The sequence below is a fragment of the Thermoanaerobacter wiegelii Rt8.B1 genome (genome assembly GCF_000147695.2).
Lineage (GTDB): Bacteria > Bacillota > Thermoanaerobacteria > Thermoanaerobacterales > Thermoanaerobacteraceae > Thermoanaerobacter > Thermoanaerobacter ethanolicus.
In genome coordinates this window covers 579,297-601,841 of sequence record NC_015958.1, presented here as the reverse complement: position 1 = coordinate 601,841, position 22,545 = coordinate 579,297, and the positions used below count along the sequence as shown (strand labels likewise).

The window sequence follows — 22,545 nt, the reverse complement described above, 5'->3', positions numbered from 1 at the left end:
AATATAAATACACCAATGGCGGGAAATCCCCGCCATTTAATATAAGCTCACTCTTTCTTCAAGATCTATCTCTGGGTATATCTCTTTTATCATCCTGTTAATTTCTTCAGCTTCATCATGCTTTCCTATAGTTTTGTATATCTTGTATAACAATACATAATTATCTACATCCATTTTGTCAATATTAAATGCATTGGCTGCCAATGATAAAGCTTCATCATACATATCCTGTCCTAATGCTCTTTCAGCAAGATATCTATATACCTCAGGATTTTGACTGTTTAAATTTGCAGCCCTTATATAAGCTTCAACAGCTAATTCTTCAAGCCCATATTTTATCATAAGTTGTCCATATTTTTCATACTCTTCTTTAGAAAATTTATTTACATACAAATTTAGCACATCATTGTATAAATCAAATTCTTTTAAACTAATAAGTAAATCCAGTAATGCAAAATAACTATCTTTAATATCATCAAATTTAGCTTTCATTTCCCCAACTATTGTCATATACAATTTCTTATCAGAAGATTCTGATATCTCCCACAATAGATTTTTTGCCTTATCTATTTCTTTTAAAAGTATATAACACAGCACTTTTTGATACGTTGCTTCTTCTTTTGCTTTGCCATACTCCATATCAAAATACTCGATTGCTTTTTTATAATCTTTAAGCCCTAAATATACAGTTCCTTTTAAACTGTTTAATCCCTCTATATCGATATTTATGTTATCAATATATCTTTTTGCCATTTCAAACATTCCTAAATTGATATATAACTTTGCTAATATAGCATTATTTACAGGATTTTTAGTATCAACATGTTTTTCAAAAAATCTGTACACATCCTCAGGAGGTTCATTTTTTATCAGCACATCGAAAAATTTTATAAACACTTCTTGATAACTAGGATTTTCTTTTAATATTTCAATGTATTCTCTAACTGCATCATTGAGCTTATTAAGTTTTTCATAGCAAAGAGCAGCCATATATTTTGCCCGATAGCTTCCTGTTCCTCCCATTGTTATAAAATCTCCATTATATTCTCCCATTGCAACGCATTCTTTAAACATTTCTATCGCTTTTTCGTAACGCTTTTGCTCTGCGTAGATCATACCTTCAAAAAACTTAAAATCAGGTATATCAATATAAAAGGCTTTTGCATCATTAGCAATTTTTAATGCTGTATCATAGTCTTTTAATGCAGTGTAAGTTGCTATCAAATATCTTATTAACCGCGTAGCAGTAGGAGAATTAACATTCATTCCTTTTGTGGCTATTAGCAAATGTTTCAATGCTTTATGGTATTCTTTTGCATTATAATACTCTACTGCAAGATTACCGTGCTGGAATTTATCATCAGGATGTTCTTCAAGGTACTTGGATATAAGCTTAATATATTTCTCCGTTTTATTTTTTTCTATCCGTGTTTCTAAAAGATATCCATAGTGAAGTATCGTTACATCTGCTTTTTTAAAAATAGGCAATCTGTTTTCTTCTACGTTTCTTAAGTTTTCATGAATGGGATAAATATACTTTAGCTTTCCATTATTTCTAAACAGTCTAAAATTGTAATGCACTTCCGTCAAACCGTTTGCTATATTTGTTCCTCCATAATTTATAAACTTGAAAATATATGCTTCTACTGTATCATCATTCAAAAGCAGCCTTATTCTTGATACATCATCTTTTCTAATTTCTTCATCTGCATCAAGGAATAATATCCAATCACCAGTAGCATTTTCTATCGCTATATTTCTAGCCTTACTAAAGTCATCCTCCCATTTTGCATGTATGACTTTTGCCCCAAAACTCTTCGCAATCTCCACCGTTTTATCCGTTGAACCAGTATCAACAACAACTATTTCGTCAACAATGTCTTTAACACTATTTATACAGCGTGCAATGTTTTTCTCTTCATCCTTTGTAATAAGACAGAGAGAGAGTGTATTTAGTGTAAATTGAGAAGATTTAATAGGTTTAACATCTAAATAATTTTCTATTAAAGTATCTTCGAGTACATCTATTGCTTTATTCCATGTAAATTCTTTAATTGTCTCTAAACCATTCTTTACTAATTTCTTTCTTAAGTCTTTATCCTTTATAAGCTGTATTATCTTCTCTGCTAAACCATAAAAATCTCCTGGCTTTGACATTAGACAATTATAACCATCTTTTGCATATTCAGTTACACCACCACTATTTGTCGTAACTACAGCACACCCTGAAGCCATCGCTTCCAGCGGTGGTAATGGACACGCTTCGTAATATGAGCCAGCTACATATATGTCAGCTACTCTATAAAGCTCAGGAATTTTCTCTTGTGGAGGATTTACATAAACTCTAATATATTTTTCGAGATTTATTTCTGGTTGTGATTGTGTAATCCATATTACCTCAAAATCATAACCTTTATCTTTCACTATGTTAAATGCTTTTAATATATCATCAAATCCTTTAAATTTAAGCATTGCATTCCCTACAATAATTATTCTTATCTTATCCCCTTGTTTAATTTCTGAATTACAATAAAACTTTTCCGTATCAATGGCGTTTTTTATAACTGTACAATTTCTATTATATTTTTCCTGTATTGTTTCCTTTAAAAATCTTGATACTGCTAAAAATTTGCTCTCTGAATAAATATAACTATTTGTAACTGTTTCTCTCAATGATGTATCTAATTTATTATCATCAAAGAGAAATTCATCGCCTTGAATCAAAAATAACGTATTATCCAAATTATTTATCTCATACCATTGATTCCAAAATGTATAGACAATAGCGTCCGTATTACTTATATATTTCTCGACTTTCTCACCTAAACTAATTTTTTTTACATTTAACTTCAAATCAAACCAATCAGGATTACCATAATAACTTATTGCCTCTACATTATGTCCTCTTTCTATTAATCTATTTATTTGTTCATAAATTATTCTCATTCCACCCGTAACACCATTCACAATTGGAAGGTAAGTAATATTTAATTTATAATTATTTTCTTTAAATATATTAATGCATTTGCTAATTAAATCATCATGATTTTTTAATTTTAGATATCCTTCTGATACAAATTCGCATAGCGATAATCTTATTTTCTTTAACTTATCGTCTTCTAATTTTCTATACTGCTCAATTGCTTCCGAATAATTATTTTTTAAAAGTAATATATCTCCATAAAGCAATCTATATTTGTCATTATTTATAGAATTTATCATACTTATATAATTAAATGCATTATCTAAATCATTAATTTTTGTAAAACTAATAGCTTTCATATAATTAATTACATCGCTATATTTATTATTTATTAAGTTATTGCTTATATAATTTATTAAATTAATTGCATCTTTGTATCTTCCATCAATAATTAAAGTATTGATTTCTATTAGCTTTTTTTCTTCTTCGTTTAATATACTCATTTTATTATCAATGTTAGTAGCAGAATTTTTTATAATGAACGGCCATTGTCTAAGTTCATAATATTTTTCTATTGTTTTTTTATAAATATTATAATATTTTTTTATTGCAATTTCTGTCGAAAATTTCTCTTCAACGGTTTTCCTTGCATTTTGTCCTATTTCTTTTGATAATTCCGGATTTAAAATAATATACTTTATTTTCTCAGCTATTGCTTCTGGATTTTTATCTGGAACTAAAAAGCCATTATACCCATCTACTATTATTTCTCGTAATCCGCCTATACCCGATGCAATAACAGCTTTCCTACAAGCCATTGCTTCAATTGCTACAATTCCAAATGGTTCTTCCACATTATCTAATTTAATAGACGGAACTACTACTACATCGCTTTTATTATACATTTCTGGCATAAATTTATTATCAACAATTCCTTCAAACTTAATATAATTATCCAGATTTTTGTCCTTAATATAATTTTTTAATGTATGATAATCCTCGCCATTACCAATAATAATGAGTTCTATATTATTAAACTCATTAAGCAACAATTCCATTGCTTTAATTAAAAAAATTACACCCTTTTGTTTAGTAAGCCTACCAGAAAATAATATAGTAAATTTATTATCAGGTTTATTAATTTTAATAAATTTAAATTTGTTTATATCAACAAAGTTATTTATAACAAATACATCTCTTTGTGTTATCTTATTTATATATTTTTTTAACCGCTCTCCAACTGTAATAATATTATCGCTTATTTTATACGCAATTTCTTCAAGTGACCTTAAGTATTTCTCTTCTATACTTCCTTTTAATATTGAATTTGATGCAATATATTCATCGGCTAAATATCCATGTACTGTAAGTAAACATGGAATATTTACCTGTGCTTGTTTTGAAGCTAATAATGCTATTACATCATTGCAAACAATTATATCTATATTATTTTTTATAGAAATTTCCTTGACCAAGCTGGAAAATACTACTTTAAAATTTTCAATAAGTGATATTAAAGTATATTGTTTACCTATTTGTTCCTTAACATTATTATATGATAAAACGTAGACATTATTTCCCGTCGATTCAAAGCCGTTTTTTAATGTTGTAATATAAGATGAAACTCCTCCTACATGAGGATATTCCCAAAACGTAGTTAACAAAATATTCATAAAATATTATCCCCTTTTCATATTTTTATTTTTATAATAACATTAGGTATTTCATCATGTCTAAAAATATCATCAAGAGATATCGATATAATATCTCCATTATTATTTAATATATAATAGTGCATTTCGTTATGTATTTTTAAAAATTCATATAATAAATTCCAATCATCTTGTAACATTCCTCTATTAAGCTCAAAACTTAAAGTCTCAATTTTTCCTGATGCTAATAGTTTTTCCATACCTTTTAAGGCATGATATTCACCACCTTCTATATCAATTTTCAAGAAAGTTATTTTGTCAATATTATCGTAAATTGCATCTAAAGGTTCCGCATCAACTTGAATTTCTTTTATTGAATCTCCTTTATATTTATTTAGATATCCATCATCATGCTTATGCAATGAAGAATTCCCCATAAATTTATCTGTTATATAAAAAGATAACTTTTTAAAATCCGAATATATTGCCTTATTATATATTTTAACTCTATTCCCTATATAATTCATAGAAATATTATCTTGTATTAAAGGAATAAGATTGGGATTAGCCTCATATGAAATAACTTTTCCATCATTACCTACCAAATAACCCATAAGAACAGTAAAATATCCTATATTTGCTCCTATATCAACAACTGTATCTCCATTTTTGATATTTTTTATTAGATAATTTGTTAATCCAACATCGTAAATTCCATTAATAATCAGAGTTGGCGTTAAGCTTAAATCACTAGAATTAACTAATAACATCCCACCCCATTTTGTAGAAACAAGCACCCTGTTATTTCCAATATATGTACCAAACAATACTTTCACTCCCCATTATTTATTTTTTAATACATGCCACTTATTATATATTTATTTAATTTATAGAATATTGGAGTTTAAGATATTTCAAGCAAGTAGCAGATGTTTATTTGTTACTTTTGCTAATAGATAAAACGCAAAATTCATTACATTTATTAACATAGTCTCTTTTCTATGAACATCCTGGACATATATTTATTCTTCTAGTACATTAATACATAATTAACTACTTAAATATATCGACAGATTTTGATAAAAGTTAAGCAAATATTGTACCTCTGCACTTTAGACATTTAAGAAACTCAAAGAAATTTCTGTATCTACTTTTTCCTATTGTTATTTTTACTATAATATTTTGACAGCAAATTCCTTTTTGTAAACCAGCATCGACAGTCACAAAAATTTTTTAATTATTTTTTCGGCAACAAAGTCATTTTTATATCGCTTCATTTTACTATTGTATTTCTCCCTTTAATTCTTTTTATCACAAAAAGATAATGTAAAATTAAAATTTCATAACATTTTGCTTTTTATGTTATAATTTGTAAAAGTCAATATATTTTTGTACAAAAAGTGGAATATAATTTTGTACAAAAAATGTACTAAGATGCATTCGAAGAACTGTTAAAATATTCAACTTTTGACTTTAATCTATATGAAGGCCCTTTTATTGATATAACATGCGAATGATGAAGTAATCTATCCAATATTGCATTGGCTAATGTTGCTGATCCAAATACTTCTGCCCAATTAGAAAAGGGCATATTAGTTGTAATAATAGTACTATGCTTTTCATACCTTTTAGATATTAGCTGAAAAAATATATTTGAAGCATCTGTGTCTATTGGTAAATACCCTACTTCGTCTATTATTAACACTTTATACTTTGAAAAATGTTTTAATCGGATCTCTAAACGGTTTTCTGCTAATGCCTTTTTTAATTGAGACATTAATTCTTGAAAATGAATAAAATATGTAGAATATCTGTGCTTAGCACATTCTATCCCTATGGCGGTGGCAAGATGTGTCTTGCCTACGCCGGGGGTTCCTACAAACAATATATTTTCGTTATTTTCTACAAATCTTAAGCTTTTTAAATCAAGAATTTCTTGTTTGTTTATGCTTGGTTGAAACTCAAAATCAAAATCATCAAGTGTCATTTCTCAAATTAATTCAGCCCAAAACCGATAAAATTTTTCAGATTAAATAATCTTGTGATAAAATTAATGCTAAAGGAATGTGAAAAAAATTCATCACATTCTTTTAGCATTAATTTTTTAATTGGAGATGTTGTTTTATGCAAATAATTTTTCATGTTGATAACATTGAAGAATATTTGCAAAGAAGTAAAGATTACAATTTTCCTGACCCACCAGACAGATGCCCTCATTCTGACTGCAAGTGCAGAGTAAAACTAAAAAAGCACGGTTTTTACTACCGTTACTATTTAGATGGACCTAACTGTGTAAAAATAGCCATAAGAAGGTATATATGCCCTGTGTGCAAAAGGACTCTTTCCTACCTCCCTGATTTCTGTATTCCTCATTTTCAGTATTCTTTCAATATGATTGTAAAGTCTTTAAAAGAGACACTTACAAGAGAAAAAACTCTCAGTTCTTTCATAAATGACTTAAAAAGAAACTTCCCTACCATACTATTTTCAAGACAGCATATATATTTTTTACACCAAAAGGATAATGAATAATTTAAGTTTTATCATATATGGATTAAGGCAAATAGACCCTTACATAAAGTTATTCGAGGTTAGTTCTCAAAGAGAGAGGGCCAGAGAGATTTTGGACATAATAAACATTGTACCACTCTTTTCCCAACGGTTTTATGCTCATTGCCAAAAATCATTTCTGGCCCCTCTCACATAATTTTAGCATTAAACATGAAAGATTTAAATAAAAATTTTGATTTTTTCTTAGCAACATAGCTTTTTCCTTTAATGTCCCCCAGATATGAGCTAAAATTACGATTAAGAAATCAAAAAAGTGAAGGGGGAACATATAAATGCTTGATGAAAAAGCGAGAGAAGCTATAGCATTAAAGAGATTTCCACTGATAAGTCCGGTGTTAAACGGACAGGTAAAAAATCAGAAAGAATATTTTGATGCTCTTTCCGATAAACCTATTGAGATACCTTATCTTGGAATGAGAAGATATACTCCCAAGACACTTAGAGGGTGGCTGTATCAGTATTTAAGAGGCGGTATAGAAGCGTTAAAGCCGGGTTATCGAAGTGACAGAGGCAAATACAGAAAGATAGACTTTGAACTTTCAGAGAAAATAAAGCAAAAGAAGCTTGAACATCCTGAAATGCCCAACAAACTTCTTTATGAGACATTGATAGGAGAAGGAATAATATCACCGAATAAAGTATCCCTTTCGACATTCTATAGGTTTTTGAAAAACATTCCTGTAAAATCTCTAGATAAAGAAAAAGAGGGTAAAACAAAGAGATTTTCCCATGAATACATCAATGAACTGTGGCAAACTGATGTCATGTATGGGCCATATATTAAAGAAGGTAAAACAAAAAGACAAACGTACCTTATTGCCATATATAGATGATGCTTCAAGGCTTTGTACCTATGCTCGCTTTTACTATACCCAGAATTTTTTAGCTTTAAGAGACTCATTTAAAGAGGCGGTGCAAAGAAGGGGGATACCCAAAATGCTTTACACTGACAACGGAAAGATATATAGAAGCACTCAATTGGAATATATCTGTGCTTCACTAGGCACATCTCTTATTCACGCTGAGCCTTTTTCACCTCATTCAAAAGGAAAAAATAGAAAAGATTCTTTCATACGGTGAGAATGAGATTCTTAAGCACAATAGATCCTACCTCCGTAAAGAGTATAGATGAACTCAACATGATGTTTTTTAAATGGCTGGAGGAAGATTACAACAGAAAAGAACACAGCAGTATTGGCATGAGTCCTTTAGATTTTTTCATGTCACAAATATCAAGAATAAATATGTGTAACATAGATATGTTGAATGAATGTTTTCTCATAAGAGTAAATCGTAAGGTAAATAAGGATGCTACACTTAAAGTGGAAAATATACTTTATGAAACAGAAGAAAAGTTTAAAAATATGCACTTAGAAGTCAGATATGACCCTGAGTGGCTTAAGGATAATACACCGCTTCTACTTTATTATGAGGGCAAAAAAGTGGGGGAAGCGTATAAAGTGAACTTTCATGAGAATGCTAAAATTCCTGCTGCGTATATAAAAGGCAAAAATGACGTAAACGAAAATGAAGAAATAAGTGATTTTACCAAGCATAAAGTAATCTCTTTTAACGATATCATTGATTGAAAGAGAGGTGCCTTAAAGTGTTTACCCAATATTTTGGAATGAAATTTAATCCATTTTCTAAAGAGATAAGTGTAAACGACCTTTACATAAGTGAAGACATTGCTGAATTAAATGCCAGGTTAAAATATTTACAAGAAACAAGGGGTATAGGACTTATCGTTGGGGAGGCCGGTTCAGGTAAATCTACTGCATTAAGAAGATATGCTGAAAGCCTCAACCGTTCTACATTTAAACCATGTTATTTCGCTTTATCTACACTTACAGTGAGAGAATTCTATCAAGCATTGGCTATGATTTTAGGCGAAACACCCTCATACAAAAAAGTAACGCTCTTTTACCAGATACAAAGAGCGATAACAGAACTTTACTATAGCCAGAAAATAACTCCTGTCATAATATTAGATGAAATACAACTGGTTTCTAATGATGTTCTTGAAGATTTGAGAATAATATTTAACTTTAATATGGATTCTAAAAACCCGTATATATTGATACTTTCAGGACAACCACACATAAGAAACAAACTAGCTCTCAATGTAAACAGTGCACTAAGGCAAAGAATTTCTATAAAGTATGTGATGCAAGGGCTAAAAAAAGAAGAAATTCAAGATTATATAAAAACAAGAATGAAAATAGCCGGAATGATGGATGATATATTTACACCATCAGCATATGAAGCAATATATTCCCCAACAAAAGGGCTCCCAAGGATAATAAATAACCTGGTAACAGCTTCTTTACTCTATGCGTATTCTAAAAGGCTAAGAGAAATAGACGAAGAAGTAATATACCAGGCACAAAATGAAATCAGTTTATGAGAGTAGCACTTTTTGTGTTACTCTCAATTTTATTATATATTAATTAAATAAAATTTCAATAACAGATATTAACATATTTTGGCGGTAATGCTCTTGGAAAGTGAAAAAAATTTTTAATCAGGCTGTAATAATTTGAGAAAAAATACTTTTATGCACTTAAAAAATGCCATTATAATTTGAAAATCTTTGGAGATTTAATTTGAGAATTGACACAATATCTTGAATATCCAAGTTTATAGTTAAATACATTAACAACGAATTCTTCTCCATATCTCGAAACTAATTTTATGTCTTCCTTCCAATCTACCTGGGCCTGTTTTCCCGCAGGAGTTTCAAATCGTGGATGACCACTTGCTTTTTTAGTAGGTTTCAGCCCCTTTCTCTTTACATATTTGTTGAAATTAGAATATGTCCCAATATCATAATTTTTAGAAACAAAGTATTCATATACTCCCTTTACCGTAACCCCCTTTATTTCAAGCTTTGCTTTTATTTCATCATAGTATTTATCTAATTTACTTTGTTTATTTCTTGTTTTTGGCTTGCCTTCATATCCTTCATAATACTTTTTAACAGTTCTCCTATCTATTCCATATTCTCTTGCTAATTCTGAAAAATTAGGTTTTATCTCCATAGCCTTAAATATACTAATTTGACCTAATAGATTTTTCATTTTTGGTATCCCTCCTACAAACAGAAGGATACCAAATTTATGTACAAATTTGTACATTTTTATTTTCCACTTTTCGTACATTCTTATTTTATCATTTACATAATTAAAGCAAGAATAATCTGAAGGACTGATAATTTCATGGACAAATTAGAATATTTACAAAAACATTATCCTAATACGAACAATAAAATTTTAGCAAAGCATCTTGGTATATCTGAGCAATCAGTGAGGAGATTAGCATCAAAATATAATATCAGAAAAAGTAAAGAGTATATGAAAAAACAGTATGAATTACTTTTAAAAACAAAAGAAGCTAAATATTTATCAACTATTCCAGATTTGCATCCAACCAATTACCAGTTAAATATAATTATTGGTAGTATTTTAGGTGATGGAAATTTGTCATAGGTCCCAATAAACAGAAATGCTTATTATAGAGAACACTTTTCTCAAGAACAATATGAATGTAGATTATGGAATGGATTATAAATTGAATATTGAGAAAAGAATCCTTAAGAAAGCAAAAACGACAAAATAATAAATTTAAGTAATTTTTATAGTCGGAAATTCCTTTCGTATACAAATGAGGAGATAGACAAAATCATTGACTTTAAAAAAAGAGGTTTCTCTGATAAAGAAATTGCTGATAAGTTAAATAGAACGTATTGGGGCATAGTATGGAAAATAAGAGACTTGAAAGCCAAAAATATGATTTAAGGGAGGCAAAGCCTCCCTTCAGACTGTTGACAAAATATCGGGAACCCGTTATTATGAAAAGGGTTCCTTGTTTTTTAGTAGTATAAAGCAAAAGAGGAGAGGAAAAGGAAGATGTTAACAAAGAAACAGGATGCAAGACATCAAATAGAATTTGTAAGCATAGATCAATTAGTACCAAAAGATCACCTTTTAAGAAAGATAGAAAGAGTTATAGACTTTAATTTCATATACGATTTAGTAAAAGACAAATATTCCGAAGATCACGGCAGACCAAGCATAGATCCAGTAGTATTGATAAAAATACTATTTATTCAATATCTTTTTGGTATACCGTCGATAAGAAGAACAATAGCAGAAATAAAAACAAACGTTGCATATAGATGGTTTTTAGGGTATGGACTAACAGAAGAAATACCTCATTTTTCAACATTTAGCCAGAACTACATAAGAAGATTCAAAGGGACAGACATATTTGAGAAAATATTTACGAAGATTTTAGAAGAAGCAATAAGGCATGGGTTAGTAAATGCAGAGGAAGTATTCATAGATTCTACTCACGTAAAAGCAAGTGCCAACAAAAAGAAATACACCAAAGAAATAGTAGAACAAGAAGCCAGGACTTATCAAGAAAAACTAGAAGAAGAAATAAACAAAGATAGAGAAGCTCATGGAAAAAAGCCATTAAAGAAAATCAAGACAATAAAGACGAAAGAAGTAAAAGTAAGCAAAACAGACCCAGATAGTGGAATGTTAAATAAAAATGGAAAAGAAAAATGTTTTGCATATTCTTTTCACACAGCCTGCGATAAAAACGGATTTGTATTAGGAGTAAAAGTTGAAGCTGCAAATGTCCACGACAGCGTAATGTTTGAAGAAGTATTAGAAGAAGTTGAAAAGAGAATAGGAAAACCGAAAGCAATAGCAGTAGATGCAGGCTACAAAAATCCGTACATATTAAAGACAATATTTAATAGAGAAATAATACCAGCAGTGCCATACACAAGACCAAAAACAAAAGACGGTTTTATGAAGAAACATGAGTTTGTATATGATGAATATTATGACTGTTACATATGCCCACAAAATGAAATACTAACATATGTCACAACCAATAGAGAAGGATATAGAGAGTACAAATCAAATCCAGAAAAATGCAAGAATTGTCCTTTAAGAGAAAAGTGTACCCAAAGTAAAGACTACACAAAGAGGATATTCAGGCACATATGGGAAGGATATGTAGAAGAAGCAGAACACTTAAGACATACACCTTATTGTAAAGAAGTATATGAGAGAAGGAAAGAGACAATAGAGAGAGTGTTTGCGGATTTAAAGGAGAAGCATGGTTTGCGATGGACAACATTAAGAGGGAAAGAAAAATTGTCCATGCAAGCGATGCTTGTTTTTGCTGCCATGAATTTAAAGAAAATGGCAACATGGTTATGGAGGAGGGGTAAGAGCCCTTTTGGCACTTTAAATTTTTACCCATTATTTGGAACTTTAAAGAAAATTTTATCCAGATATATACAGCCCCTGTTTTCGGGACTAAGAAAACAGGGGCTTAAATTTCGCTTTGTCAATCGAGTAGGAGCTGAATAATTATTTTATTCAGCGTCCTCTCACACCACCGTACGTACCGTTCGGTATACGGCGGTTCATTAGGAATTATGTACAATTCTTAGTACATCATTTCTTCCATCCCTTGACGCCGATGATATACTATGCACTTCCGTTGTCTTTTGAAATTCCCTTTCTCTATCCAACGGATAGCCTCTTTGTTGAGTTGTCTGCAGTCTTCGCATATCTCTCGAGTTCATAAGATTTCCGAAACCTCCTAATGTTCAGTCCTTCCTTATCTATTCATGTCTAGATAAGTACTATGACCTCTGCTGACTTCTCAAGGTTCAGCCATACATCACTGTATGGGTTGTCACTTCATATTTTACTTCCATGACTTATCCTTGAGACCTCCCCGGGTAAGAACGATTGCTTTCATCTCATATATCTGCCAGATTTACTGTATGGGATTCGGGTAGTGTTGGACTTTGTTTTGATGTGCAAACTCATCCATCCCAATTCAGCCTCTTATCTGGTTCTTGTTCATCAGACCGAGATTTTGCCTTAAGCTTCCTTCAGATTCCACCTCACGATGGACACCCTTGCTCTCGGCTAGTGGTTCCCACTACCAAGCCCACAGCGGACTTTCACCGCCTAGCTATCGCCCATGCCGGGCGCACACAAACTGAAGGGAGGCAAAGCCTCCCTTTAAATTATCTTAGTAATTGCAATACTGTCTGTGGTAATTGATTTGCCTGAGCTCTCCAGGCCGGTTCCTTTCGGATACCGAATAGATCATATCTTCATCCTATCAGTCATCTGATAGGAGCCGGGCGCTTCGGGCTAAATATTTTAACCCTACGGACTTCATCACCATAGGCTTTATGCCCATAGGTGGTATGTCCTGATCGTTGAACCTTCTCCAACCTTTCGGTACAGGAGCTTGGCTGCTGGTTGGCCAATCCCTTTATTTTTCAAACCATCGCACTTGCCGTTTCCGGCTATGCTGTGGTATAAAGGGCTCTAAGGCTTTTCCAGCAATTCACCCGGTGATACTCCTGAGAATTGCTTCTCAGGACGCCTGTGAGAAATGGCTCATGCTGCCATTCCCTCAAGCATTGCTGTCGCTGCTTGATTTAGTATGTTGTCTTTTGTGAATTCCATCATCGCTTTTGCCATGTCTACATCTCTTATACGGGATTCTGCAGCTGTTAAGTTTTCTGAAGCTACACCTAAGTTATTAATTGTATGTTCTAAACGATTCTGTGTAGCACCTAAAGCAGAACGCTGAGAAGAAACCGTATTAATGGCATTATCAATCGCACTCAATGCAGTATCAATATCCGCAGAAGTTGAGAAAGTTGCTACGGATATGCCTTCCACTCCTAATGTACTAGCATCCATTGCACCAATTGTTAAACTCATTTGTTGTCCTTGATTAGCACCTATTTGGAATACCAATGCTGTAGTTGAATAATCTCCATTAAGTAACGTTTTTCCATTAAACTGAGTACGCTGGCTAATACCTGTAATTTCTTCATTTAAACGATTTATTTCGTCTTGAATTGCCTGTAAATCCTCGCTCTGATTGGTACCCAAGTTACCTGCCTGTACAACAAGTTCTCTCATTCTTTGAAGTATTGCATGAGTTTCAGTTAATGCACCTTCCGCTGTTTGAATGAGTGATATACCATCTTGAGCGTTCCTTTGAGCTTGATTCAAACCAGCTATTTGTGCTCTCATTTTTTCTGAAATTGCAAGGCCTGCTGCGTCGTCACCAGCTCTGTTGATTCTATAACCTGATGAAAGTTTTTCTAACACTTTTTGTGTGTTGGTAGTATTAATTGAAAGTGCTCTCCATGCGTTTAACGCGCTTAAGTTGTGGTTGATAATCATTTTACCTTCCTCCTTGAATTTTTATTTGGCATCCTTGCCTTTTTAAGTTTTTAAGGTCCACAGTTGGCCAACTGCTTTATCTTTTGTTTTCACTATATATATCGATATATTTTTAATTTACTTTAGCGTTTTTTAATAAAATTTTCTATTTTACTCAAAGCTTCTTTGTTTACAGATGCGGCTTTTATGTTTTCGTCTTTGATTTCTATAAGCTCTTTTCTTAAAACAGATATATTTTTTGGTGCAGTAATCCCCAATTTTATTTGACCATCGTCAATTTCCAATATTTTAATTTCTATATCTTCCCCTATAATTATGGCTTGACCTACTTTACGCGTTAGAATAAGCATTTTTAAGTTCCTCCAATATTGGATGCTTTATTAAATATTCATCATTGTCAAGAATAATTTGTTTGCCTTTGTTATTTTTAGCATTTATAATTATAGGGGCTTTTAGGTTTGCTGTCATTTTTTCTATTTCATCAGGGATTACTACGATTACGTATACAAGAAGGTGGTTTACATCCTCTATTTGAAGTTCTTCTTTTAATTCTTCATCAATTTCAAAAGTATAATTAGGTTTAAACACACGAGGGTCCATAATTACAAAAGCTATGTCAGTATCATCTATTGATTGAAGCCATTTAAAAGGCATGTCTTCTTTGTTGTCAGTGATTATTAAAAAATTGTGTAAGTTTTCAAAGCCGGGTATTCCTTCTTCGAAGTAAATTACATCTTCAGGGTTATACTCTATGATACCAAAGTTTTTTGTATTTATCTGCATATTAATTCCTCACTTTCATATTCTCCTATCGACATTATTTCCTACATATTGTATCTTTATTGATGGATATTGCCTCATATATATGTTTACATGTGCCGGTGCTACTGATACTTGAGGCTTGTGGGGTGTCGCTTTTATCTCTACGCCGCCTAATTGCCAATTTATATTTAAATATCCTTCAAACCATATTTTAGGTCTTGATTTTGGCATGAGGTCAATTGTAAATGTAACCTCATGTTCCATCGCCTTTTTAGCTAACTCTGCAATAGCATTTTGATGGTTTTCTATAGAAGCAAGAAAACGCCCATCTTCAGCAATTTTACCTATTGCATCAAGTGCTATTTGCTTACTCCACTGTGCCTCATCGTGTACAAGGTCAAAAATATTTTTAAGGCCTGCTTCATAAAAGCATTGATACTGATCTATATGTACCTGAGGAAGTTTTTGGTCTATTTGTATTTTTGCAGGTATTTGTTTTATTTCAAGGTCTGCTTTTTGGCTTTCTATAGAAATTTGGGCAGGAGTAGTGTCTATACCTATCCTGCCAAAAGTTTGATGTATAACTATGTTCATAATTATCACCTTAAAAAGTCTATAAGACTGGGCTGTATAATACGCGCACCTGCAGCTAATGAAGCTCTATATACATTTTCATCCATTTGAAGATTTGTAATAACCTGTGCCAAATCTGCATCTTCATTTTTTGAAAGAAGAGCTGTGAAATTGTAGTTATCATTTTGGAGCCTGTTTTGTATGAGGTCAATTCTGTTTGATTTTGCACCCACTTCTGCTCTTACTGCCAATACATTTTCCATCTGCTTATCCACATCAGCTATTAAATTGCTTAAAGCCTGATGATCTCCCGAGTCTAAAGCGCTTTTTAGATTATCCATCATAACAAGAAGTTGAGAAGTTCCTGTCGAATCTACATTAAAAACTTTGTCTCCAGTTACATTTACAGCTATTTTGTTTCCTCCTGGTCCCATTTCAAACTCTATTATACCATTATCACCACTATAAGAATTATTGGTCTCACTAAAAGGCTGGGTTGTAGTTTTAAAACCTGCAAATATATATCTTCCATTGTATTGAGTATTCCCAACTTGTATCATCTGTGCTTTTAACTGCTCTATCTCGTTAACTATTTTTTGCATATCTTCTTGTGTCAAAGTCCCATTAGATCCCTCAACTGCTAATTCTCTTGTACGTTGTAACAGGTCATTCAATTGACTCAATGCAGAGTCAGTAATATCTAACCATGATTTTGCATCATCAGCATTTTTGGTATAAGCGTCGTTTCTTGCCATATCTGTTCGAATACGTAGGCTTGCAGCTACTGCAACAGGGTCATCAGAAGGCCTCGATATTCTTTTTCCTGTAGATAACATATTTTGATTTTTTTGTAACCGTTCAAGGTTATTGTTATAGTCATTCAAAAAATTCGTAACAAGCATTCCGTCAGTAACTCTCATTTTTTACACCTACCTTTTATCTTCCTACAATGCCCATTCTATTTATAAGAGTATCTAAAAGTTCGTCCATAGCTGTTATCACTCTTGCAGAAGCAGCATAGGATTTTTGATACTTTATCATGTTTGTCATCTCTTCATCTAAAGATACTCCAGATACCGATTGTCTGTTTAAATCAATTTGTTTTACCATGACCTGCTGATTTTGTTGCATCATATTGGCCTGCTGTGCATCCACTCCAAGATTTGATATTAAAGACCTTGCAAAGTCGTCAAAAGTTGCTCCATCCAGTTCTGGAATACCTTGGTCTCTAAGATTTATAAGCAACAAAGCATTTGTATTGTCACCCGGAAGAGTTGCACTACTTGATGCTGCAGCTATTTTTTGAAGGCCATTTGAATCGAGAATATCTGAACTGACTTTAATTAATTGAGCATATTTAACTACAGGGTCATACGGATCTGCAAAATCAGTAAAAAGAGGAATATTTGTTGAGCTATCAAGTCCATAACCTGCTTTATGTACTTCATTTATCGCTTGTGCTATACTATATGCTAATTTATTCCATTCATTTATATAATATGGTATTCCTTTTATCCCGTTGCTGCCATCTCCATCTCTCATATCAAGTAAGCCTTTTAATATACCACTCGAAGGATTTACAGATGACCCTGTCAAATCCCATACTACTTTTCCATCCTTGTCAATACCCATAGTAAACGCAGTTGACCCATCTACCAAGGCTTGTCCCGCTATATCAATCCTGAAATTTCCATTAGAATCTTCATATGTGGTGATGTTGACAAGTTTAGAAAGTTGATCAACAAGGAGATTTCTCTGGTCTCGTAAGTCATTTGCTGTTTGTCCGCTAAGTTCAAATCTATATATTTCATTATTTAATTTGCTTATTCTGTCGGCATATGAATTTATTTCGGCAATTCTACTTTGTATGGTAGAATTTAATTCATTCAATTTATCATTAAGATGCTGATATACAGTATTAAAAGTATCAGCAAGAGCAATAGCTCGTTCTCTAACTTCCGCTCTTACAGTTAAACTTTCTGGGTTTTTAGCAAGTTCTTGAAGGGAATTAAAAAAGTCATTAAGCACTGTGCTTATTCCGCTATCCGAAGGTTCGTTAAATATATTTTCAACAGCGGCCAAAACTTGCGCTTTTGTTTCCCATTCGCCCAAAAATTTATTTTCCCTTCTGTATTGATTGTCTAAAAATTGGTCGCGGATTTGCCTTATATCCTGTATTTTTACGCCTTCTCCTATGGCTTTTCCCCATTGGTCATACATGCCAAAAGTAGTGGGTGGTGCAATTGAGGCCATATCTACTACTTGACGAGTATACCCAGTGGTATTAGCATTAGCAATATTGTGTCCAGTGACATCCAAAGCCTTTTGGCTTACAAACAATCCTGTCTTTGCTATTTCTAATCCTTGAAAAGTAGACATCTTCATCCCCCTATGCCTTTTTGTCAATTAGGCTGGTGTATCTTTTTATATTGCCACTATTCCCATAAACACCATTATCACTTTCTAAGGCACTTGATATTGTTTGAATAGAATAGTTTATATATTCTAACGCTTGTTCAATTAAAGCAGCATTTAATTTGTTTCTTTCTTCAAGTTCTTTTAAAATATTAGTCAGATTATATTTGATATCTTTAAGGTTTTCTGCTTCTTCTGAAGAAATGGATTCTATCAAGTCGGTTATTGTCATTTTGCCTTCTATATCAATCTTCTCCAGTATATCCTCTCTTTGCTCTTCTAATTCCATAAGTTTCTTTATAAGTTGCTTTTCTATTTGCACTATTTCATCTAATTTTTTATTTTTCCTGCAATTATAATATCAGTTTTTTTATCGCTAAGTCTAATAAAACTTTGTAAATTTCTGTTTCTCCCCTTAATACATCTACAAGCTTTTGGCTATTAGCCATTGCCAGCACACCCTTTTTAAATTTTTTTATTCAACAATATTCCCTTAAGAATAGCATCCGCTACATCTTCAGCTTTTACATTGTAAGTTCCTGCATTAAGCATTGACTTTATGTTTTCAATCTTTTGATTCTTAATCTTTTCAAATTCATTTGAACTTTGTGCAAGTTTAATTGCTTCTTCTGATATCTCAACTTTATCTTTTATCTCCGCTTTCTTGCTGGTAACCTTTTCTACCGGATCTACTCGATAAACTGACATTATTTTTTCAATATTGTTGTTATAAATTTTCATTTTTAACACCCCCGTACTACTACTAATATCGACTTAATAATTTAAAAGTTTAATATAAAAATCATTTTTTCTTTTTTGGTTTTCATAAACGTACAGCCTTTCTCCTGTTTGTTTTTCTTCTTCTTTATCCTCGGATTGAATTGAATAGCCTTTCATTAATTCCTTAGCTAATTTGGTTTTGCACTCGTCACAAAACCTACCTGTAAGTATTGGTTTACCACATTTTTCGCACCTAAGACCTATATTGACGTTATTAGAGGTTAAAATAAGCCTGCCTTCCTTTAAAAAATCCATTATTTTCTTTGTAGAAACCTGTGTATTTTGAGATATTTCCAGCATGGTAGCTGAAGGGTGAGCATCTAAATAATCCCGCACTTTCATAAAATCTTCTTCATCCTGTCTATAACATTCTGGACATAAATCAATTCCTGTATACGTGTAAAGCCTTCCGCACCTTTTACAATTTCTTATTTCCATTTCCTTTCATCCCCTTTTTGATACTTCAAACTCCCCATCACATATTTTTGCCAGTTGCTATAGTAACCACATATACATCTTTTGCCCCATTTTCTTTTAAGACTTTGGCACACTCGTCCAAAGTAGCACCTGTTGTCAACACGTCGTCTACCAGTAGCGCATTTTTCCCAACAATAGTATCTTTGTAAGTCACTTTAAAAGCACCCTTTACGTTTTCTATCCTCTCTTCTTTGTGCAAAGCAGTCTGTGTTGTTGTATTTCTCACTCTTCTTAAAGCTTTAGACATAAAAATATTCAACCGATAAGAAAGTTCTCTTGCCAAAAGTTCTGACTGATTGTAACCTCTTTCGTCAAGTCTAATTTTGTGAAGAGGAACAGGTACTATGACATCTATAGGCCAGTTCATTTTTTTAACTGCATCAGCCATATAGTCTGCAAAAAAAGGTGCCAATTCTCTCTCTTTGAAATATTTGAACCGCCCTATTAAGTCTTTTACAACACCATCGTATTCAAAAGGACTTATATTTTGTTTAAATTCATGACCATGTTCCAAACAATCAGGACATGTTCCTTCATAGTCTGTTGGTTTACCACAAATACTACACCTATTACCCTCAATAAATTTTAATGTGCTTTTGCATTTGTCACATAAATATCCTGTTTTTATAGCAGTTTTACAAATAATACAGGTTGTTTTTGGCGGAAATAAAAGGTCTAAAAAAATCATCTTTTTACCCCTTACAATATTTTTTCTTATAATCTATATCGGCACTCTTCTGTTAAAATTAATTGAAAATTATCATTTTACACTAAATTCCCTTTTATTTAATGCAAAATTTAATTTACATACAAAAGTGCTTTTTTAAGCCTTGAAAGAAGCCCTGAATATCTTTTTGAGATTCTATTGTTGTCAATCATAAATTTCAAATATTTCTCTTGACCCACCAAAATAACCAATTTCTTTGCCCTTGTAACGGCGGTGTACAAAAGGTTTCTTGTAAGTAGCATAGGAGGCCCATAAGTAATTGGCATTATGACAACAGGAAATTCACTGCCTTGGCTTTTGTGCACTGTTATAGCATAAGACAAATTTAGTTCATCCAAATCAGAAAAGTCATAAGTGACAAATTTTTCATCGTCAAAATATACAGTCAATTCCTGTAATTCTTCGTCTATTGATTGGATTATTCCTATATCTCCGTTAAACACTCCTTCTCCTTCTTCATCGCCTTTTTTCCATTTTATCTTGTAATTATTTTTTATTTGCATCACTTTATCCCCTACCCTGAAGACAAACTCCTTCATTATTTTTTCGGCTTTAGTTTTGTCGTGGGGATTTAATGTTTTTTGCAGTTCTAAATTTAAATTGTGAACACCAATTATCCCCTTTCTCATAGGGGTGAGTACTTGAATATCATTAATAGGATGAAATCCATAAGCTTTAGGAAGTCTGTTTGTCACAAGTTCCAATATGGTTTTTAATATATCCTCTTGTGTGTTGGCATTTATAAAAAAGAAATCACTATTTTTATCGTTATAGGCGGGATATTCTCCATTATTTATCTTGTGAGCATTTACCACTATCAAGCTTTGCTTTTGTTGTCTAAAAATTTCTTTTAATCGTATCACTTTTACTATGCCACTGTCTATTATATCTCTTAGGACATTTCCCGCTCCAACAGATGGAAGTTGGTCAGCATCCCCTACTAAAATCAGCTTTGCTCCTATAGGTATGGCTTTTAATAGAGCATTCATAAGCAATATATCTACCATTGAAGCTTCGTCAACTATTATAACGTCGTACTTTAATGGGTCTTTTTCATTTTTGTTAAATCCCTTCCCTTCTTCTTCCGAATAAGTATACTCTAAAAGCCTATGAATAGTTTTTGCCTCTTTTCCAGTAGCTTCTGTTATCCTTTTTGCGGCTCTTCCTGTTGGGGCTGCAAGAGCCACTTTTTTACCAGCTTTTTCAAAAATACGTATTATACAATTTATTATCGTAGTCTTTCCTGTGCCTGGACCTCCCGTTATGACAACAACAGAATTTTTAACAGCTTCTTCTACAGCCAATTTTTGATTTTCTGCCAACAAAATACCTGTTTCTTTTTCAAAATTTCTAATTTCTTTTTGGACATCTAAACCTAAATCTTCATTTTCCATTAGTGTCATGTTAAACAATCTCTCTGCTGTGTGTAATTCAGCTATATAATAAGGTATATAGTAGATTCCTACAGTATTATCTTCAAAAGTTTCAATATGTATTTTTTCATTTTGTACTAAAAGCACAAAAGAATCTTCTACTTCTTCTTCGCTTACTTCTAACAAACTTGCTGCTTCTTTTTTTAACAATTCTTTCGGCACATAGGTGTGACCATTTGCCGCATACTGCATCAAAACATATCGAGTACCAGAAGATATGCGATATAGAGAATGAGGGTCAACTCCTAGGCTCTCTGCTATTTTGTCTGCAGTTTTAAATCCTATTCCAAATATATCGTCAGCCAATCTGTAAGGGTTTTGCTTAATAATTTCAATCGCGTTGTTTCCGTATTCTTTATAAATCTTTATAGCCATTGCAGTGGAAATACCGTACCCCTGCAAAAACACCATCACTTCTTTTATGCCCTTTTGCATTTCATAAGCTTCACAAATTCTTTTTATCTTCTCATCGCTTAGACCTTTTATTTCTTTTAATCTTTCTGGTGCAGTTTCAATTATATTTAAAGAATCAACGCCAAACTTTTTTACAATTTTTCTTGCTGTAACAGGACCTATTCCAGGAATTAAGCCAGAAGATAAAAACTTTTCTATTCCTTCTAAAGTGGTGGGAGCCAAGGTTTCATAATTTAAAACCCTAATTTGCTCACCATAATCAGGATGTTCTACCCATTCTCCTTCAATTTTAATTCTTTCCCCAATGTTTACATAAGGCATATAACCTACAGCAGTGACTACTAAATCTTGGGTACTTAATTCTAAAACCGTATAACCATTTTGTTCATTTCTAAAAATTATTTCTTCAACTACACCCTCTATGTCAATCATAGCCGATTCTCCTGTTTTAATTCTTTTCTTTATTTAATTTTACCTTATATTTAAAGCAAATTAAAGCCAATTCATTTCTTTTTTTCAATTTTTGTGGTATAATTAAGGTAGCGAAGCGTTTACAAAACATAAATTCTAT

General features: G+C 32.1%; 17 protein-coding genes and 4 pseudogenes. 5 read left to right on the top strand and 16 right to left on the bottom strand.

The window, feature by feature from the left end; genetic code table 11:
* Nucleotides 1-36: 36 nt before the first annotated feature.
* From THEWI_RS02840 to istB, 3 genes are all read right to left on the bottom strand, one after another.
* Entirely contained in the window at nucleotides 37-4,596 is a 4,560-nt protein-coding gene (locus tag THEWI_RS02840) for a glycosyltransferase (protein ID WP_014062376.1), read from the bottom strand.
* A gap of 17 nt (nucleotides 4,597-4,613) precedes the next feature.
* Nucleotides 4,614-5,411 (bottom strand): FkbM family methyltransferase, encoded by a 798-nt coding sequence (locus THEWI_RS02835; RefSeq protein ID WP_244262306.1) that lies wholly within the window; start codon nucleotides 5,409-5,411, stop codon nucleotides 4,614-4,616.
* A 593-nt stretch (nucleotides 5,412-6,004) separates the two neighbouring features.
* Complete coding sequence (gene istB, locus THEWI_RS02830; protein WP_014062374.1) at nucleotides 6,005-6,562, bottom strand: IS21-like element helper ATPase IstB; 558 nt, start codon at nucleotides 6,560-6,562, stop codon at nucleotides 6,005-6,007.
* 137 nt (nucleotides 6,563-6,699) lie between these two features.
* Here istB and THEWI_RS02825 point away from each other — a divergent pair.
* From THEWI_RS02825 to THEWI_RS02815, 3 genes and pseudogenes are all read left to right on the top strand, one after another.
* Nucleotides 6,700-7,282, top strand: a pseudogene (locus THEWI_RS02825) (DUF6431 domain-containing protein).
* Between the two features lie 136 nt (nucleotides 7,283-7,418).
* A pseudogene (locus THEWI_RS15400) lies at nucleotides 7,419-8,735 on the top strand (DDE-type integrase/transposase/recombinase).
* A 17-nt stretch (nucleotides 8,736-8,752) separates the two neighbouring features.
* Complete coding sequence (locus THEWI_RS02815) at nucleotides 8,753-9,553, top strand: ExeA family protein (protein ID WP_014062372.1); 801 nt, start codon at nucleotides 8,753-8,755, stop codon at nucleotides 9,551-9,553.
* 211 nt (nucleotides 9,554-9,764) lie between these two features.
* Here the strand turns inward: THEWI_RS02815 and THEWI_RS02810 are convergent.
* Nucleotides 9,765-10,226, bottom strand: a pseudogene (locus THEWI_RS02810) (IS21 family transposase); the annotation flags it as partial.
* A 138-nt stretch (nucleotides 10,227-10,364) separates the two neighbouring features.
* On the opposite strand from THEWI_RS02810, the gene THEWI_RS14675 reads away from it, so the two are divergent.
* The gene (locus THEWI_RS14675) at nucleotides 10,365-10,634 is read left to right on the top strand and encodes a hypothetical protein (RefSeq protein ID WP_052877849.1); all 270 of its coding nucleotides are present in this window, start codon (nucleotides 10,365-10,367) and stop codon (nucleotides 10,632-10,634) included.
* 420 nt (nucleotides 10,635-11,054) lie between these two features.
* Nucleotides 11,055-12,539, top strand: coding sequence for an IS1182 family transposase (locus THEWI_RS02800; RefSeq protein ID WP_014062370.1), 1,485 nt, complete (start codon nucleotides 11,055-11,057; stop codon nucleotides 12,537-12,539).
* Between the two features lie 59 nt (nucleotides 12,540-12,598).
* On the opposite strand, the gene THEWI_RS14125 is transcribed toward THEWI_RS02800, so the two are convergent.
* The 12 genes and pseudogenes from THEWI_RS14125 to recD2 form a co-directional block, all read right to left on the bottom strand.
* Nucleotides 12,599-12,757 carry a hypothetical protein gene (locus THEWI_RS14125; protein ID WP_014062067.1) on the bottom strand — a complete coding sequence of 53 codons (159 nt, stop codon included), beginning with the start codon at nucleotides 12,755-12,757 and terminating at the stop codon, nucleotides 12,599-12,601.
* 835 nt (nucleotides 12,758-13,592) lie between these two features.
* The gene (gene hag / locus THEWI_RS02790) at nucleotides 13,593-14,393 is read right to left on the bottom strand and encodes a flagellin Hag (protein ID WP_014062369.1); all 801 of its coding nucleotides are present in this window, start codon (nucleotides 14,391-14,393) and stop codon (nucleotides 13,593-13,595) included.
* Nucleotides 14,394-14,515: 122 nt separating this feature from the next.
* Nucleotides 14,516-14,743, bottom strand: coding sequence for a carbon storage regulator CsrA (csrA, locus tag THEWI_RS02785; protein WP_014062368.1), 228 nt, complete (start codon nucleotides 14,741-14,743; stop codon nucleotides 14,516-14,518).
* Nucleotides 14,724-15,176, bottom strand: a complete 453-nt coding sequence (fliW, locus tag THEWI_RS02780; protein WP_014062367.1) for a flagellar assembly protein FliW — start codon at nucleotides 15,174-15,176, stop codon at nucleotides 14,724-14,726. Before fliW ends, csrA begins: the two co-directional genes overlap by 20 nt.
* Before the next feature lie 15 nt (nucleotides 15,177-15,191).
* Nucleotides 15,192-15,749, bottom strand: coding sequence for a DUF6470 family protein (locus THEWI_RS02775; RefSeq protein ID WP_041589188.1), 558 nt, complete (start codon nucleotides 15,747-15,749; stop codon nucleotides 15,192-15,194).
* Nucleotides 15,750-15,754: 5 nt separating this feature from the next.
* Nucleotides 15,755-16,648, bottom strand: coding sequence for a flagellar hook-associated protein FlgL (gene flgL / locus THEWI_RS02770; protein ID WP_014062365.1), 894 nt, complete (start codon nucleotides 16,646-16,648; stop codon nucleotides 15,755-15,757).
* A gap of 16 nt (nucleotides 16,649-16,664) precedes the next feature.
* Nucleotides 16,665-18,107, bottom strand: coding sequence for a flagellar hook-associated protein FlgK (gene flgK, locus THEWI_RS02765; RefSeq protein WP_014062364.1), 1,443 nt, complete (start codon nucleotides 18,105-18,107; stop codon nucleotides 16,665-16,667).
* 10 nt (nucleotides 18,108-18,117) lie between these two features.
* Nucleotides 18,118-18,592: pseudogene (locus tag THEWI_RS02760) on the bottom strand (flagellar protein FlgN).
* Between the two features lie 16 nt (nucleotides 18,593-18,608).
* Complete coding sequence (locus THEWI_RS02755; RefSeq protein ID WP_014062362.1) at nucleotides 18,609-18,884, bottom strand: flagellar biosynthesis anti-sigma factor FlgM; 276 nt, start codon at nucleotides 18,882-18,884, stop codon at nucleotides 18,609-18,611.
* 33 nt (nucleotides 18,885-18,917) lie between these two features.
* A complete protein-coding gene (locus THEWI_RS02750) occupies nucleotides 18,918-19,361 on the bottom strand; it encodes a TIGR03826 family flagellar region protein (protein WP_014062361.1) in 444 nt (147 codons plus the stop codon).
* Nucleotides 19,362-19,398: 37 nt separating this feature from the next.
* Nucleotides 19,399-20,088, bottom strand: a complete 690-nt coding sequence (locus tag THEWI_RS02745) for a ComF family protein (RefSeq protein WP_014062360.1) — start codon at nucleotides 20,086-20,088, stop codon at nucleotides 19,399-19,401.
* A 110-nt stretch (nucleotides 20,089-20,198) separates the two neighbouring features.
* Nucleotides 20,199-22,406: an SF1B family DNA helicase RecD2 gene (gene recD2, locus THEWI_RS02740; RefSeq protein WP_014062359.1), complete on the bottom strand. Its 2,208-nt coding sequence runs from the start codon at nucleotides 22,404-22,406 to the stop codon at nucleotides 20,199-20,201.
* Nucleotides 22,407-22,545: the final 139 nt, after the last annotated feature.